The organism is Pseudomonas sp. QS1027 (assembly GCF_002814235.1).
GTDB lineage: Bacteria > Pseudomonadota > Gammaproteobacteria > Pseudomonadales > Pseudomonadaceae > Aquipseudomonas.
Map to the genome: position 1 here is coordinate 1 of NZ_PHSU01000031.1, position 14,433 is coordinate 14,433.

A 14,433-nucleotide genomic window follows, 5' to 3' on the forward strand; every position below is an offset into this window, starting at 1 on the left:
CATTCAAATCTGTCCCCTTTTCATGCAGAGGTTATCCGCAGCCAAAGCGACAAGCACGACAATGTTCAAAACTGCAAATCCATCAGCGCCGGCAAAATGCCCAGGACACAACGCCGGTACACAGCCCGCAAAGCAACGGCATGGCCAAGAGCTTCGTGAAGACTATCAAGCGTGATTACGTGGCCCATATGCCGCGGCCAACCCGTGAGACCGCATTACGCAATCTCGCGATTGCCTTCGAGCACTACAACGAGCAGCAACCACGCAGCGCCCTCAAGTACCGATCTCCTAGAGAGTTCAGACGCTTAAAAATGGCATCAAGTTAACGGGGGGCTGGTGCCCGGTTTTGTAGAGGCTAGTCCAGTGGGCTCCCCGTTTAAAAAGAGAGGCTTTACGCCCCCCTTTATTGTAGAGACCCGCTTAAATCGCTTCTATCTTGAATGCCTTATGATCCTCTCCCTAGTAATACTGAATATGAACAGGAGTATCCTCTGCTTATTAAGGAGTAACCCCCATGAGCTGCAGAGCAAAATGTTGAGTAAAATCACCAAAATTAGGTGTAGTAAGGATTGGTGTCCCGTCCGTTAGAGGAAGGCGAACGCGTAGATAGCTTCTGCCTTGTACTATATTGCATATATAATAAATCCCGCTACTAGAGGGATCTACGTCCGAAAAAAGCCACTTTTGATCATCGCTTCCGCTGTAAGTTCTAAGGAATACTTTTTCTTGGCTTGCTACATAAGTCATGTATAGGTGACTATCTGGGGAAGACCGAATGTGATAAAACTCGCTCCCCCCCTCCTTCTGGGGATGAAGCGTCCACAATGAGCGAGGAGGAGGACTGCTATCATGAGTCATAAAAATCTGGTCACCGGTTGGAGCGTAAGTATACATATAAAACTGCGTATCCACCATGGAGACTATTTTTACTATTATCTCCGCTTTTATTTCCGCCCGGCTTGATATAGTTTTAAGTGTTTGATCTGTAGTTGCAGGTTTAGGGGTGTCGGTACTTTTGTTCATGACAGTTCTCCTTGGCTTACTGATTCTTGCTGATTGAGGTAACAGCAATGAAGACAGCAATGGCGAAGAACTAAGGGGGCTTGCCAACGACTGGCTGACACATAATACCTACCCTCAAGTGTAGCCTCCTTGACGAAAGGCGCCAGAAAGCGCGAGCAAGGTTTTCGCTAATAGGTAACAGGGCTAGGATGGAGCATTCAGAACGAAAGGAATGTAGCGCCCCATAGCCCGGTTGCTTGGGGGAAGACCGAGAAACGTCTACGGATTCGCCTGCATGATGGCGAGTCTGCCTCCGAGCTCAGCCTATTCATCGATGCGCTTCTTGAAAGAAAGAATGCCGCCGGCATCAAGAACTCAGTCCTGATCACCAACCAATCCGGCCTGCGAATAAGCTACGCCATGCTGCTCAACAGGTGGGATGAGGCCCGTGAGAACGCGGCGGAAAAAGCAACAGCAGAAGGTGATACGGCCCTGGCGGCGACCATCCGCCAGTTTCAGTTCCGGGATATCCGTCCAAAAGCCGCCAGCGAAATCGACCATGCCAGCAGGTTGCTTGGACACTCGACCGAAGAGATGACGAAAAAGGTCTACCGTAGGGTTGGCGAGATCGTCAATCCGACAAAATGACGTCGAGTTGCGGAACTCCTACCAATAGTTGCGGAACTCTTTTCATTTTTCTGGCATTAAAAAAGCCCCATAAATCGTTGATTTACGGGGCTTTGAATAGTGGAGGCCGAGGTCGGAATCGAACCGGCGTAGATGGATTTGCAATCCACTGCATAACCATTTTGCTACTCGGCCTCAGGTCGAATCGAGCGCCCTTGCAAGACTGGCTTGCCGCAACTCCTTGATTCTTCAGCGTTCGATACGTTGCCGTCCGTGCTGATGGCGCGCATTATGTCCTAGTTGAATGACACTGGCAACCCCCTGAATTCTAATAATTTTTAGGTCAGCCTCGGTATTTCTGCGCGGCGCTCAATTGCACCAGACGCGCCGCCAGTGCCTTCGCTTGGCTGGCCACATCCGTCACCGCCGTGCTCTCCCACCACATGCCCCGTAACGGCGGGCCCATGGCGAACAAGCGGGTGGAGATATCGCCCTCGGCATCCACCACCGCGCCACCGACATCCGCCGCAATCCCCAACGCCAGCGGCCCTGGCCGAATCAGTCGCCGCGCCAGCAATTGCTGGGGCAATGGGCGGTCTACCCGGCGCCAGTCATATTCAATGCCGGTGGAGTTGATCAAGGCTGCGCCCGTAACCGTACGTGTCTGCGCCTCTCCCCGTGGCCGGATGGAAATACTCACCTGCCCCTCCCGTGGCTCATCCAGCCCCTTGAGCGACGCCGCCTCGATGGTCAACCGCCCTTCCTTATAAAGACGCTCCACCAACTCGGCACTCAAGGGTGGCGAACGGTGATGATGGCTCTCCCACCACGGCCGCACATGCCGCACGAACTGCCGACGCTGAACATCGCTGGCCTGGCTCCAGAGCCGACCGATATGCGCCCGCACCGTGTCCAGCGGCGCCTGCCAGTCAATCCCGGTCTCCAACGCGAAGGTGCATTGGCGACGGACCTCACGCAGCAACTGCAGTGGGCTGCGAATACTGTGATCGGCCGCCAGGAAATCCACCCAGCTCGGCGGCTGACGTCGCACATGGGGCAACAGCCCATGCCGGGAAATAACCCGGATCGGCCCACGATGCCCAGCCTGCTCCAGGGAAACCACGGCATCGACCATGGTCAGGCCGGAACCGATGATCAGCACCGTCCCTTGTGGATCGAGTCGTGACATGGTCGCCACATCCCAAGGGTCCACCGCCGCCGCATTCAAACCGCTGGATTGCTTCTGCCGCGTACGCGCCGCCGGGAACATGCCGGTTGCCAACACCGCGCTGGCACCTTGCAGTTGCCGGCCATCGGCCAGCGTCAGCACCACTGCGCTACTGCCGGTTTGCAGATCGACCACTTCGCCCCGCACATGCTCGGCTGTCGATCCCCAGGTCGCACCCCGCTCCCGGGCTTCGGCCAGGCGCTGCTGGACGTAAAGACCAAAGATCCCCCGGGGCATGAACAGCTCGCTGACCGGCACATGCTGCTGATCCGACTCAGGCCAACCACCGTCCGCTATATAAGCCTGCAACCATTGCGTCAGGTCATCGGCATTGTCCGGGTCGACGCTCATCCTTGCCGCATTGCCGTTCAACGTATGCCCCAGCTCCGTGGCGCTGTAGGCCTCACCCCGTCCCAATTCGGCACGCGGCTCGACGATCAGGATCCGTCGCCGGCCTTCCAGGCGCAGCAACTGCACCGCCAGCATCGCGCCACTCAGGCCCCCGCCGATGATCAACACATCGGCAGCCGGGATGGCGTCTGTCGCCTGTCCGCTCAGGGTTTCACTCATTCTTCACTCTCTTGTCAGTGCTTGCCCAGGTAGAAGTCGTGCAGGTCGCCCCTGGCCAGCAATTCATCCGCCGTACCGCTGAGCACTACCCGACCGGTGTCCAGCACATGGGCCTGGGTCGCGTATTTGAGCGCTACATTAATGTTTTGCTCGGCAATCAGAAAGCTGACCTGCTGCTCACGATTGAGCTGAGCCACGATCTCGTAGATTTCCTGAACGATAATAGGCGCCAGTCCCATGGATGGCTCGTCGAGCAAGACTAAAGTGGGTCGCGTCATCAAGGCCCGACCAATGGCGACCATCTGTTGCTCGCCCCCGGAAGTCAGCCCGGCCTGGGTCTTGCGCTTGGTTTTCAGGCGCGGGAACCAGGCATAGATCCGCTCCAGGTCTTCCAGCATCTGCCGTCGACTCAGCCCGCGGACAAACCCGCCACTGCGCAGGTTGTCCTCCACCGTCAGTTGCCCAAATACATGCCGCCCCTCCAGCACATGCACCAGGCCGTCACGCACGCGCTGGCTAGGGTCGACCGCCAGGCTGTCACGCCCCTGGAAGTGGATGCTGCCGCGCGTGACCTGCGCCCGCTCAGCCCGCACCAGCCCGGAGATCGCCTTGAGGGTGGTGCTTTTGCCCGCACCGTTGGCCCCGAGCAAGGCGACGATGCCGCCTTTGGGCACATTCAGGGAAACCCCGGACACTGCCAGGATCGTCCGGTCATAGATCACCTCGATGTCCGAAACCTGCAACAGCGGCGCACCACTTGCTTCAAGCGCGGGCTGGCCCATGGTTTATTCGCCCGCCGCGCAGGTGCGCGGGGTCAGGTGTTTTTCTGCCGCGAAGGCTGCCGATTTCTCGTCGATCAAAGGCCGCAACAACGCCCGATCCGCCGCGATCCAGTCGCTGACCAGGCTCCAGTGGCTGCCGTCCCATTGCTGGACCCGCGCCGAACCGCCGCCTTCATGGTCGCTGCAGGACAGTTTCAGGTTCTGCATCAGGCCGTAGAAGCCCATGGCCTTGAGTCGCGCATCGTCGATATCCAGGTGTTCCAGGCCCCAGCGGCCTTCTTCGCCATGCAGCGGCCGCTTGCCGAACTTGGCCTGCCCGGTGCGAATGGCTTCCACCGCAATCGCCGCGTTCACCAACCCGGAGTTGTAGTAGACGCTGCCGAAGTTGCTCTTGTCCTTGAGGTCACTCTTGCCCTTGTCGAGGATGTATTGCTTGATCCGCTTGTGGATCTCGAAGTCCGCGCCCGCCGGGTAAGGCGTCAACGCCAGGTAACCCTTGGCCGCCGCACCTGCCGGCAACACATCTTCGCTGGAGCTGGCCCAGATATCACCGACGATATGGTCCACCGGGAAGCCAAAGCGCGCAGCGGTCTTCACGGCCACCGGCGTCGATACACCCCAGGTCCGCAGGAACACCCAGTCCGGATTGAGCTGGCGAATCTGCCGCCATTGCGCCGACTGTTCGTTGCCCGGATCGGCAACCGGAATCTGGATATTCTCGAAACCGTATTTTTCCGCCAGCAGTTTCAGCGGCCCGAGGGTTTCGCGGCCATAGGCCGAGTCGTGGTAGACGGTGGCGATCTTCTTGCCCTTGAGCTTGTCGAAACCGCCTTCGCGCTGGGCGATGTAGTTCACCAGGGTCGAGGCTTCGCTGTAGAAGGTCAGCATCACCGGGAAGTTATAGGGAAAGACCTTGCCGTCGGTGGCCTCGGTGCGGCCGTAACCGAGGGTGATCAGCGGGATCTTGTCGACTTCCGCGCGCTCGCTCAAGGCGTAGGCCGCGGGTGCGCCGTTAGGCTGATAGACCGCCACCGGCGCACCATCCAATCCATTTTTGAAGCGCTCGTAGCACTCGATGCCCTTCTCCGCCGTCCATTCGGTTTCACACTCCTGCCAGACCAGCTTGACGCCGTTGATCCCGCCTTCCACCTCGTTGATGTAGTTGAGGTAGTCGATCATCCCGGCCCAGACCTGCACGCCGCTGGAGGCATAGGCGCCAACCCGGTAGGTGGCCAGGGGAAAGAATTGCTGGTCGGGCGAGGCCTGGGCCATCGGCGCCGCAGTGCCGAGAACCGTCAGGGCCAGGGCCGCAGCCGTCAGTGAACGTTTAAAAAGTGCACGCATGGTGGAATCGTTCTCCAGGGATGGGAAGTCGGGAAGTCAGAAGCGCAACGGCCAGTGCAGGAGCCGTTCGCGGGTGTTGCTCAGCAGGCGGATCAGCCCGTCCGGCTCCTTGATCAGGAACAGGATGATCAGCACGCCAAAGATGATTTTTTGCAGGTTCTGCAACTGCCCGGCATCCACCGCACCGCCGAGCAAGGCCTGGCCGAGGTGGCTGAGGAGGATCGGCAGCAGGCAGATAAAGGCCGCGCCGACAAAGTTGCCGGCGATGCTGCCCATGCCGCCGATAATGATGATGAAGAGGATCTGGAACGACCGATTGATATCGAAACTGCCGGCGCTCGCGGTGCCCAGGTAGGCGAACGCCCACAGCGCACCGGCAATGCCCAGGTAGAACGAACTAACGGCAAAGGCCAGGCGCTTGTAGCGCGCCACCGGAATGCCGATCACCGCCGCGGCCGTATCCATATCGCGGATCGCCATCCAGTTGCGCCCGGTCTGGCTGTTCACCAGATTGCGCGCCACCCAGGTCAGCAGCAGTACCGTGACCAGGGTCAGCAGGTAGCGGCCTACCGGGGTATTCAGGTCATGTCCGAGCAACGACAGGCTCGGCGCGGAAATGGTCCCGGACGAGCCGTAGTTGTAGAACCAGGGAAACTTGACGAACAACCACTCGAGGAAAAACTGCGCGGCCAGGGTGGTGACCATCAGGTAGAAACCCTTGATCCGCGAACTGGGCAGGCCGAACAGCAAGCCCACCAGGCCGCTGATAATGCCGCCGCCCAGCAGCGCCACGGGCAGGCCCAGTTCCGGCAGGCGCAACAGAAAGCCATAGGTGGCAAAGGCCCCCACCGCCATGAAACCCGCCGCGCCGACCGAGGTCTGCCCGGTGTAGCCGGTCAGCAGGTTGAGCCCCAGTCCTGCCAGGGACAGCACCAGGAACGGGATCAGGATCGCACTCAGCCAATAGTCGTTGCCCACCAGCGGCACGACGCCGAACGCCAGCACCAGCAGGCCGAGCAATGACCATGGCAGGCGCCGCTCAATCAGCACCCAGGGTGCGGTTTCACTCATTACGGGAACGGACATGCTTCACACTCGCTCGATGGCCCGCTCGCCGAACAGGCCGGCCGGGCGGATATACAGGAAGGCCAACGCCAGGACATAGGCGAACCAGGGCGTGATGCCGCCGCCGATCAGCGGCCCGATATAGACTTCGGCGAGGTTCTCGGAGGCGCCGACGATCAACCCGCCGACAATCGCCCCGCCGATCGAGGTGAAGCCGCCGACGATCAACACCGGCAAGGCCTTGAGCACCACCAGCGACAGGGAAAACTGCACCCCCTGGCGTGCGCCCCAGAGCAGGCCCGCCACCAGGCCGACACAGCCGGCCACCGCCCAGACGATCTGCCAGATGCGATTGAGGTTGATGCCGATGGACAGCGCCGCCGTGGTGTCGTCGGCCACCGCCCGCAGCGATACGCCGATCCGGGTCTTGTTGAACAGCAGCGCCAGGACCACCACCAGGACCACCGCGGCAGCGGCGGCAATCAGGTCGAACTGGCTGAGCATCACCCCGTGGACAAACAGCGGCACGTCGTCGATGCCCAGGTCCAGCGCGCGGACCTGGGAGCCCATCAGCCCTTGGGCCAGGCCTTCGATAATGAACGACAGGCCCAGGGTCGCCATGAACAGGGTGATCTGCGAACGGTTGACCAAAGGCCGCAATACCAGGCGCTCGATCAGCAGCGCGCCGATCACCATCACTCCGACCGTCAGCAGCAACGCCAGGGCGAACGGCACGCCTTGGTCGTGAAGACTGACAAAGGTCAGCGCGGCAAACAACAGCATCGAGCCCTGGGCAAAATTGAACACGCCACTGGCCTTGTAGATCAGCACGAAACCGATGGCGACCAGCGAATAAAGGGTACCGGCGAGTAACCCGCCGATCAGGGTTTCAAGGAAAAACGTCATCAGTGCACCGCTCCCAGGTAGGCCGCGATCACCTCGGGATTGCCTTGCACTTCGGCCGGCGTACCGTCGCCGACCTTGCGCCCGTAGTCGAGCACTACCACATGATCGGACAAGCCCATCACCACCCCCATGTCATGTTCGATCAGCACCACGGTGGTACCGAGGTCGCGATTGACGTCGGCGATAAACCGCGCCATTTCCTGCTTTTCTTCGGCGTTCATGCCGGCCATGGGCTCGTCCAGCAGCAACAGCGTGGGGCCGGCGATCAATGCCCTGCCCAACTCCACGCGTTTTTGCCGGCCATAGGACAAGGTGCCCACCGGCACATCGCGCACGGCCTGCAGTTCAAGCAACTGGAGAATGTGTTGGGCCTTGAGGCGAAAGGCCTCGGCTTCCCGCCGCGCCCGGGGCAGGCCCAGGGCCTGCTCGAGAAAGTGGCTGCGCATATGCCGCGACAGCCCGGTCAGGAGGTTGTCGATCACACTCATCTTCTTGAACAGCGCATTGTTCTGGAAGGTCCGGCCAATACCGCGACGGGCCGCGTCCAGGGGATCGATGCGACGAAAGCGCTGCTGCTCGAAGACGATCTCGCCGCTGTCGAAGCGGTAGACCCCATTCAACAGGTTGAGCAACGAACTCTTGCCCGCGCCGTTGGGCCCGATCAGGGCGCAGATCTCACCGCGCCGCACTTCGAATGACAGTTCGTTGATAGCCTTCACGCCCTTGAACGACAGCGACACGTCACGCACTTGCAAAATCGGTTCGAGCGTACTCATGCGCTTTTCCGTCCAGGGGCATCGACCCGCCATTGATTGAAGGCCGCCGGGACGTTCGAGGGCGTCGCCGGTTGCCAGATGTATTGCAGGCGCTGAAAGCCCAGCAGGCGCCGCACACGTTGCTTGAGCAGGCGGGCCACGAGTCGTTCGGGATGGGCCAGGGCCCATTCGCACAGGCGCCGGCGCCAACTGCCTGCAGGCGCCAGGCGTTGTTCGATTTCGTCGGCCAGCACTTGCAGGCGCTCCGCTGACAGCAACAGGCCGGACGGCGCGAGTTCACGTCGATCACGGCTGGCGCTGTCGCGGCTTTCCGGGAAGGCCAGGCTGTGGCCGGTGTTCAGCCATTGCTCCAGCACCACACTCAAGCCGCCCTGCCATTGGCTATCTTCTTCACTCCACAGCTGAGGTTGAGCGCTTGTTGCACGCCACAGCACCAGCGGGCGCGGCTCCTGGTTGTCGCCACTGAGGCTGGCGAAGGCGAGTACGCTTTGCCTCGGAGAACCCGGCTGGCGTCCCGGCAACTGATTGGCGACCAGCACCGCGGGGGCAGCGCTTGAATCACCGGCCGCGAGCCATTCGAGCAGTTGCTGGCGGCTGTCGACAAAGCCGTGGCTGGGGTGCAGGCGCCAGAAAGCCTGACCGAGGGCTTCGGCGCTCAGGTCCGGGGCCAGGCTGAAGACCTGACCGCCGATGGAGTGGGCCGCCAGCGCCAGCAGCAACAGGTTCGGCTCCAGGGCGCCGCTGACGACCAGGCGCGAGTCGGCAGTCAAGCCGTGCTGGCGCAGGCCGTCGGCCAGGCGCTCGACTTCGCGCAAGGCATCGATCCAGCGCCAGCTGTGCCAATGCCCGTGGCGCTTGTGGCGCAAGGCGCTCTGCAATGGGCTGACCTGGGCCCAGTGGCGCAGTTGCTCAAGGGCACCCGTAAAGATCGAAACCGTTTCAGGGTGCGGCGGATGGATGACGGGCGGACGTTTCAGTTCATGCACGCTCATGGCGGAACCTCGTTCAGTCGTTTGGCGTGCGGTGGTCCGCTGGCGGTTGTGAAATACAGGTTTGTCGGCCGGGAATCAGGCCGAACGCAGGCTCTTCTCCCGCAACGCCGCCAGATCCCGATACCCCGCCCCCGGATGGATATCCGCCAGCTTCGGTCCCGCGCCGAACAGCTTCTCGCGCAAGGTCCCCGGTGCGTATTCGGTCTTGTACACACCACGCTTCTGCAACTCCGGCACCAGCAAGTCCACCGCGTCGACAAAGGTCTCGTGGGTCAGCGCATAAGCCAGGTTGAAACCGTCGACATCGGTCTCTTCAACCCACTCCTGCAACAGGTCCGCCACGGTTTCCGGGCTGCCGACAAACAGCGGCCCAAACCCACCGATCCCGACCCAGTCAGCCAACTCATTGGGCGTCCAGATCCGATTCGGGTCTGCCGTGGAAAAGGTCTCCACCGCCGACTGGATGGCATTGGTGTGCACATGCCGCAGCGGTTCATCAGGCTTGAACTGGCTGAAGTCGATCCCGGTCCAGCCCGAGATCAGCGCCATGGCGCCCTCGTAGCTGACATAGGATTTGTATTCCTCGAACTTGGCCTTGGCCTTGGCATCGGTCTCGCCAAGGATCACCGTCTGCAGGTTGAAGATCAGGATGCTTTTCGGGTCCCGACCCGCCTCGGCCGCACGCCGACGGATATCGGCCACGACTTTTTTCAGCAGCACCTTGGACGGTGCGGCGACAAACACGCACTCGGCATGCTCGGCGGCGAACTGCTTGCCCCGGCTGGACGCGCCGGCCTGATACAGAACCGGCGTGCGTTGCGGCGACGGTTCACACAGGTGGATACCCGGCACCTGGAAGTGTTTGCCGACATGCTGGATCTCGTGGATCTTGCTCGGGTCGCTGAACACCTTGCGCGCCCGGTCGCGCAGGATCGCGCCGTCTTCCCAGCTGCCTTCCCAGAGTTTGTAGCAGACCTCCAGATACTCCTCGGCATAGTCGTATCGGGCATCGTGTTCGGTCTGGGCGCGTTGGCCGAGGTTCTTCGCACCGCTTTCCAGGTACGAAGTGACGATGTTCCAGCCGGCGCGGCCCTTGGTCAGGTGATCGAGGGTGGAAAGACGTCGGGCAAAGGGATACGGGTGCTCGAAGGACAGCGAAGCGGTGAGACCGAAGCCCAGGTGCTCGGTCACCAGCGCCATGGGTGGGATCAACTGCAAGGGATCGTTCACCGGCACCTGGGCCGCCTGGCGAATCGCCGCGTCGCCATTGCCGTTGTAGACGTCATAGATGCCCAGCACATCGGCGATAAACAGGCCGTCAAACTTGCCACGCTCAAGGATCTTCGCCAGGTCGGTCCAGTATTCCAGGTCCTTGTACTGCCAGGAGCGGTCACGTGGGTGAGCCCACAGGCCGGGCGACTGATGGCCGACGCAGTTCATGTCGAAGGCATTGAGGCGGATTTCACGGGACATCGACAGCACTCCTGGCACTCGGTGGAACCACGCCATTGAGGCGCAAGTCACCGATCAATCGGTATTTGAGATGCAACGGATCCTGGAGCGGATCATGGCTGGGCGACCAGTCGGGGCGTTGGCCGGTCAGTTCCAGTTCGACCTGGCCGACCTGCGCCAGGGCTTCGGCGATGGCGATGCTGGCTTCAGCGACGGCGATGGTCTTTTCAGCCTCGTCCTGGGTGCCAGCGGCAATGCGTTCGGCGCGCTCCAGCAGGGCCGCCGCCACGTCGATGCGAATCTGCAGGTCGCCGAACTTGCCGATGACCTGGTGATCGGCGGCCAGTTGGGCATGGGCGCGCACGACGCCGAGGGTCCGTTCCAGGGATTGGCGGGCGTTGTGCAGGTCGCTCGCCACCCGTGCCAGGGCGGGCTGGTGGCTGGCGGGATGAGTCAATGCGTTCATCGTGAGCTCCTAGTTCCAGGCGTGCCGGGCCGGCTTGACGCCGTTGAGCAGGTAGTTGCCGATCAGGTGGTATTTCCAGCGCGCCGGGTCATGCAGGGTGTGGGTGCGGGCGTTGCGCCAATGGCGATCGAGGTTGTGCCTGGCCAGTACCGAACGGGTACCGGCCAGCTCGAAAATCTTGCTGCTGGCCAGCAACGCGATTTCGGCGGACAGCACCTTGGCCTGGGCCACCACCACGGAGGCCAGGGCAACGCTGTCTTCGCTGGGTTGCGCCAGGGCGTGGTCGACCGCCAGTCCGGCCTTTTCCAGGATGGCTTCGGTGCCGTGCACCCGCCATTCCAGATCGCCGATCGCGGCCTGGGTGAACGGGTCCTGCCAGCCGTGTTCCTGCTGGCTGTCGATCCACGGCCGGGCCTGGCGGGCATGACGCTTGGCTTCTTCGAGGGCACCGACGGCAATGCCGGTGTCGACCGCCGCCTGGATGATCTGGGAAATCGGGCCGTTGGCGGTGGGCAGGTCAAAGGCCTTGTGCGCCGGAATCACGCTGCTGCGCGGCACCTTCACGTCGTTGAACAAGGCATTGCCGCTGGCGGTGGTGCGCTGGCCGAAGCCATCCCAATTGTCGACGATGGTCAGGCCCGGGGAGCCCTGCTCGACAAAGGCGATCTGCGCATTGCCGGCCTCATCGAGGCCGACCACCGGGACGATATGGGCGAACAAGGCGCCGGTGCAGTAGAACTTTTCACCGTCGATATGTGCGCTGTCACCGTCGAAACGGATACGGGTGTCGAAGGTGCCGGCGTTCTTGCTCTTGGCTTCGGAGAAGGCATTGCCGAAGCGATAGCCTTGCAGCACCTTGGTGAAGTAGTAGTGCTTTTGTTCCTCGCTGGCGGTTTGCAGGAGGATATCCAGCACACCGAGATGGTTCTGCGGGATCTGGCCGAGGGATGAATCGGCAGCGGAAATGATCTTGATGACTTCCGCCACCGTCACATAGGAAACGCCGGCACCGCCGTAGGCTTTGGGAACCGTGATGCCCCACAGGCCACTGGCGGCGAATTCATTGAGCTCGGCGGCGGGCAGGCGGCGCTCGCGGTCACGGACGCCGGCTTCGACGGCAAAACGTGCAGCGAGGGTTCTGGCCGCGGCAATGGCCTCTTCATCCGAGCGGATGATATGGGCGGTGTAAGCAGGTTTGGCGACAGTTGTCATAGACCGACTCCAGAGTCCTTGAAAATGCAAAACGCATATCAAGGACATAGCAGGAGTCGTGCCTAAAAATAAAAACCATTATTTTCAGGTAGTTAAGACAAAAACCTAGAATTTATCACAGCTGTAAAACAGCAAACTGTCCAGACACTGTTGCCCTGGCAACAGTCGGTACGGGGTTTACCATGCCAGCCAGAGATTGAAATGAAAACCTGGGAACACCGCAAACCTGTAGGAGCTTGGCTTGCCAGCGAAGAGGCCCTTGAGGTCGCCAAAAGCTTCGCGGGCAAGCCCTGCTCCTACAGGTCCGTGCGGCCCTGCCTACAACACCACATTGCGGATAAACCGCACGGCCACTTCGCCATCGTTGCGATAGCCATGGGGCTGGTTGCTGGGAAACATGAAGAACTCCCCCGCCGCTACCACCCGCGGCAGTTCCCCGAGCATCACCGTCAGGCAACCTTCGAAGACGTAGATCTGCTCGCTCCAACCATCGTAGTCCGGCTCCGAGTCATACCGTTCGCCCGGTTCCAGGCGCCACTCCCAGAGTTCGACTTCACGACTCGCCATGGCCTTGGCCAGCAGCACCGCCTTGCTCCCCGGAATCACCCCGGCCCAGGCCACCTCGTTGATCCGACTCGGGTCGCGGGCATCCGGTGCCTGGATCAGGTCGCTGAAGGCCACACCCAAGGCCTCGGCCACCCGATCCAACGTGGTCAGGCTGACATTCTTTTCCCCCGCCTCGATCGCCACCAGCATACGGCGGCTGACCCCGGACTTTTCCGATAACGCGGTCTGACTCAACTGAGCCTCATGACGCAGGCGACGCACGTTCAAGCTGACGTGTTGCAGCACCGAAGCCCGTTGCGAAGTTTCTTTGTGCACTATATTGCTCACTTGGTTGGTTTGCGCAGTATACTGCCCAGCTTCGGCGCATTGTGCGTCTCACCCGGATAGTGTGCAAGGCCATGACTGCGGCGAACTCCAACACCTCGTTTGCCTCGACCCTGCGGTTCAGCAAGGCCGAGTGCGTGCTGATCCTGATCACCATGGTCTGGGGCGGCACCTTCCTGCTGGTGCAGAACGCCATGACCGTCAGCGGCCCGATGTTTTTCGTCGGCCTGCGTTTTGCCGCGGCGGCGTGCATCGTTGCCTTGTTCTCAGCCCGCAGCCTGCGGGGCATCACGGCTTTCGAACTGAAAGCGGGGTTCTTTATCGGCACCGCGATCATGCTCGGCTACGGGCTGCAGACCGTGGGCCTGCAAAGCATTCCCAGCAGCCAGTCGGCGTTTATTACCGCGTTGTACGTGCCCTTTGTGCCACTGCTGCAATGGCTGGTGCTGGGCAAGCGTCCGGGGCTGATGCCGAGTATCGGGATCATGCTGGCCTTTACCGGCTTGATGCTGTTGTCCGGGCCCAACGGCGCGAAGCTGAATTTCAGTTCCGGGGAAATCGCCACGGTGATCAGCGCCATCGCGATTGCCGCAGAAATCATCCTGATCAGCAACTATGCCGGCAGGGTCGATGTGCGGCGGGTGACCGTGGTTCAATTGGGCACGGCGTCGATCCTGGCGTTTCTGATGATCGTCCCGACCCAGGAGGCATTGCCGGAGTTTTCCTGGCTGCTGCTGGCCAGCGCCGTCGGCCTCGGGGCCGCCAGCGCGGCGATCCAGGTAGCGATGAACTGGGCGCAGAAAAGTGTTTCGCCGACGCGCGCCACCTTGATCTATGCCGGGGAGCCGGTCTGGGCGGGGATTGCCGGGCGTCTGGCGGGTGAGCGATTGCCGGGGATTGCGTTGCTGGGAGCGGCGTTGATTGTCGCGGCAGTGATCGTCAGTGAGTTGAAGACCAAGGGCAAACAGCGCGCCGAGGCGGTCGAAGAAACCACGGAAGCCGAAGGGCTGGATCCGAACAAATAAACAGGGCACATCAGGTATTTACCACCTACCTTGTAGGATTCTGCCACAGGTTCCTAGTTGGTGATCTCCAGCGCGCCACGTATGATCCTTCGCAA

14 protein-coding genes, 1 tRNA gene and 1 pseudogene are annotated in these 14,433 nt (G+C 61.1%); 3 read left to right on the forward strand and 13 right to left on the reverse strand.

From position 1 onward, the window contains the following. Positions 1 to 326, forward strand: a 326-nt coding sequence (locus CWE01_RS25345; RefSeq protein WP_256579412.1) for an integrase core domain-containing protein, incomplete at its 5' end; no start/stop codon positions are given. Between the two features lie 172 nt (positions 327 to 498). Here the strand turns inward: CWE01_RS25345 and CWE01_RS33395 are convergent. Continuing rightward, positions 499 to 1,023, reverse strand: a complete 525-nt coding sequence (locus CWE01_RS33395) for a hypothetical protein (RefSeq protein ID WP_157815275.1) — start codon at positions 1,021 to 1,023, stop codon at positions 499 to 501. Positions 1,024 to 1,422: 399 nt separating this feature from the next. On the opposite strand from CWE01_RS33395, the gene CWE01_RS34390 reads away from it, so the two are divergent. Next, positions 1,423 to 1,650: an integrase gene (locus tag CWE01_RS34390; RefSeq protein ID WP_315975364.1), complete on the forward strand. Its 228-nt coding sequence runs from the start codon at positions 1,423 to 1,425 to the stop codon at positions 1,648 to 1,650. 100 nt (positions 1,651 to 1,750) lie between these two features. Here CWE01_RS34390 and CWE01_RS25355 read toward each other — a convergent pair. From CWE01_RS25355 to CWE01_RS25410, 12 genes are all read right to left on the reverse strand, one after another. After that, positions 1,751 to 1,824, reverse strand: a tRNA-Cys gene (locus CWE01_RS25355). Positions 1,825 to 1,972: 148 nt separating this feature from the next. Then, positions 1,973 to 3,427 carry an FAD/NAD(P)-binding protein gene (locus CWE01_RS25360; protein ID WP_100943289.1) on the reverse strand — a complete coding sequence of 485 codons (1,455 nt, stop codon included), beginning with the start codon at positions 3,425 to 3,427 and terminating at the stop codon, positions 1,973 to 1,975. Between the two features lie 14 nt (positions 3,428 to 3,441). Then, positions 3,442 to 4,209 (reverse strand): ABC transporter ATP-binding protein, encoded by a 768-nt coding sequence (locus CWE01_RS25365; RefSeq protein WP_100943290.1) that lies wholly within the window; start codon positions 4,207 to 4,209, stop codon positions 3,442 to 3,444. Between the two features lie 3 nt (positions 4,210 to 4,212). Next, positions 4,213 to 5,553: an ABC transporter substrate-binding protein gene (locus CWE01_RS25370; protein ID WP_100943291.1), complete on the reverse strand. Its 1,341-nt coding sequence runs from the start codon at positions 5,551 to 5,553 to the stop codon at positions 4,213 to 4,215. A gap of 36 nt (positions 5,554 to 5,589) precedes the next feature. Continuing rightward, entirely contained in the window at positions 5,590 to 6,639 is a 1,050-nt protein-coding gene (locus CWE01_RS25375) for a branched-chain amino acid ABC transporter permease (RefSeq protein ID WP_100943292.1), read from the reverse strand. A 3-nt stretch (positions 6,640 to 6,642) separates the two neighbouring features. Then, entirely contained in the window at positions 6,643 to 7,524 is an 882-nt protein-coding gene (locus CWE01_RS25380; protein ID WP_100943293.1) for a branched-chain amino acid ABC transporter permease, read from the reverse strand. Next, a complete protein-coding gene (locus CWE01_RS25385; protein WP_100943294.1) occupies positions 7,524 to 8,300 on the reverse strand; it encodes an ABC transporter ATP-binding protein in 777 nt (258 codons plus the stop codon). Before CWE01_RS25385 ends, CWE01_RS25380 begins: the two co-directional genes overlap by 1 nt. After that, positions 8,297 to 9,292, reverse strand: a complete 996-nt coding sequence (locus CWE01_RS25390) for an AMP-binding protein (protein WP_100943295.1) — start codon at positions 9,290 to 9,292, stop codon at positions 8,297 to 8,299. The genes CWE01_RS25385 and CWE01_RS25390 overlap by 4 nt, the downstream gene beginning before the upstream one ends. A gap of 75 nt (positions 9,293 to 9,367) precedes the next feature. Then, positions 9,368 to 10,765 (reverse strand): LLM class flavin-dependent oxidoreductase, encoded by a 1,398-nt coding sequence (locus CWE01_RS25395; protein WP_100943296.1) that lies wholly within the window; start codon positions 10,763 to 10,765, stop codon positions 9,368 to 9,370. Further along, positions 10,755 to 11,210: a hypothetical protein gene (locus tag CWE01_RS25400; RefSeq protein ID WP_100943297.1), complete on the reverse strand. Its 456-nt coding sequence runs from the start codon at positions 11,208 to 11,210 to the stop codon at positions 10,755 to 10,757. The genes CWE01_RS25395 and CWE01_RS25400 overlap by 11 nt, the downstream gene beginning before the upstream one ends. 9 nt (positions 11,211 to 11,219) lie before the next feature. Continuing rightward, positions 11,220 to 12,422, reverse strand: coding sequence for an SfnB family sulfur acquisition oxidoreductase (locus tag CWE01_RS25405; protein WP_100943298.1), 1,203 nt, complete (start codon positions 12,420 to 12,422; stop codon positions 11,220 to 11,222). 318 nt (positions 12,423 to 12,740) lie between these two features. After that, the gene (locus CWE01_RS25410; protein ID WP_100943299.1) at positions 12,741 to 13,304 is read right to left on the reverse strand and encodes a helix-turn-helix domain-containing protein; all 564 of its coding nucleotides are present in this window, start codon (positions 13,302 to 13,304) and stop codon (positions 12,741 to 12,743) included. On the opposite strand from CWE01_RS25410, the pseudogene CWE01_RS25415 reads away from it, so the two are divergent. Beyond that, positions 13,299 to 14,338, forward strand: a pseudogene (locus CWE01_RS25415) (DMT family transporter). The gene CWE01_RS25410 and the pseudogene CWE01_RS25415 overlap by 6 nt on opposite strands. Positions 14,339 to 14,433: the final 95 nt, after the last annotated feature.

Bases quoted from the DNA above. Each gene is read 5' to 3' on its own strand.
- CWE01_RS25370 (WP_100943291.1), bottom strand. From the start codon at position 5,553: ATGCGTGCACTTTTTAAACGTTCACTGACGGCTGCGGCCCTGGCCCTG.
- CWE01_RS25400 (WP_100943297.1), bottom strand. From the start codon at position 11,210: ATGAACGCATTGACTCATCCCGCCAGCCACCAGCCCGCCCTGGCACGG.
- CWE01_RS25365 (WP_100943290.1), bottom strand. From the start codon at position 4,209: ATGGGCCAGCCCGCGCTTGAAGCAAGTGGTGCGCCGCTGTTGCAGGTT.
- CWE01_RS25405 (WP_100943298.1), bottom strand. From the start codon at position 12,422: ATGACAACTGTCGCCAAACCTGCTTACACCGCCCATATCATCCGCTCG.
- CWE01_RS25380 (WP_100943293.1), bottom strand. From the start codon at position 7,524: ATGACGTTTTTCCTTGAAACCCTGATCGGCGGGTTACTCGCCGGTACC.
- CWE01_RS25395 (WP_100943296.1), bottom strand. From the start codon at position 10,765: ATGTCCCGTGAAATCCGCCTCAATGCCTTCGACATGAACTGCGTCGGC.
- CWE01_RS25360 (WP_100943289.1), bottom strand. From the start codon at position 3,427: ATGAGTGAAACCCTGAGCGGACAGGCGACAGACGCCATCCCGGCTGCC.
- CWE01_RS25390 (WP_100943295.1), bottom strand. From the start codon at position 9,292: ATGAGCGTGCATGAACTGAAACGTCCGCCCGTCATCCATCCGCCGCAC.
- CWE01_RS25375 (WP_100943292.1), bottom strand. From the start codon at position 6,639: ATGTCCGTTCCCGTAATGAGTGAAACCGCACCCTGGGTGCTGATTGAG.
- CWE01_RS34390 (WP_315975364.1), top strand. From the start codon at position 1,423: ATGCTGCTCAACAGGTGGGATGAGGCCCGTGAGAACGCGGCGGAAAAA.
- CWE01_RS33395 (WP_157815275.1), bottom strand. From the start codon at position 1,023: ATGAACAAAAGTACCGACACCCCTAAACCTGCAACTACAGATCAAACA.
- CWE01_RS25385 (WP_100943294.1), bottom strand. From the start codon at position 8,300: ATGAGTACGCTCGAACCGATTTTGCAAGTGCGTGACGTGTCGCTGTCG.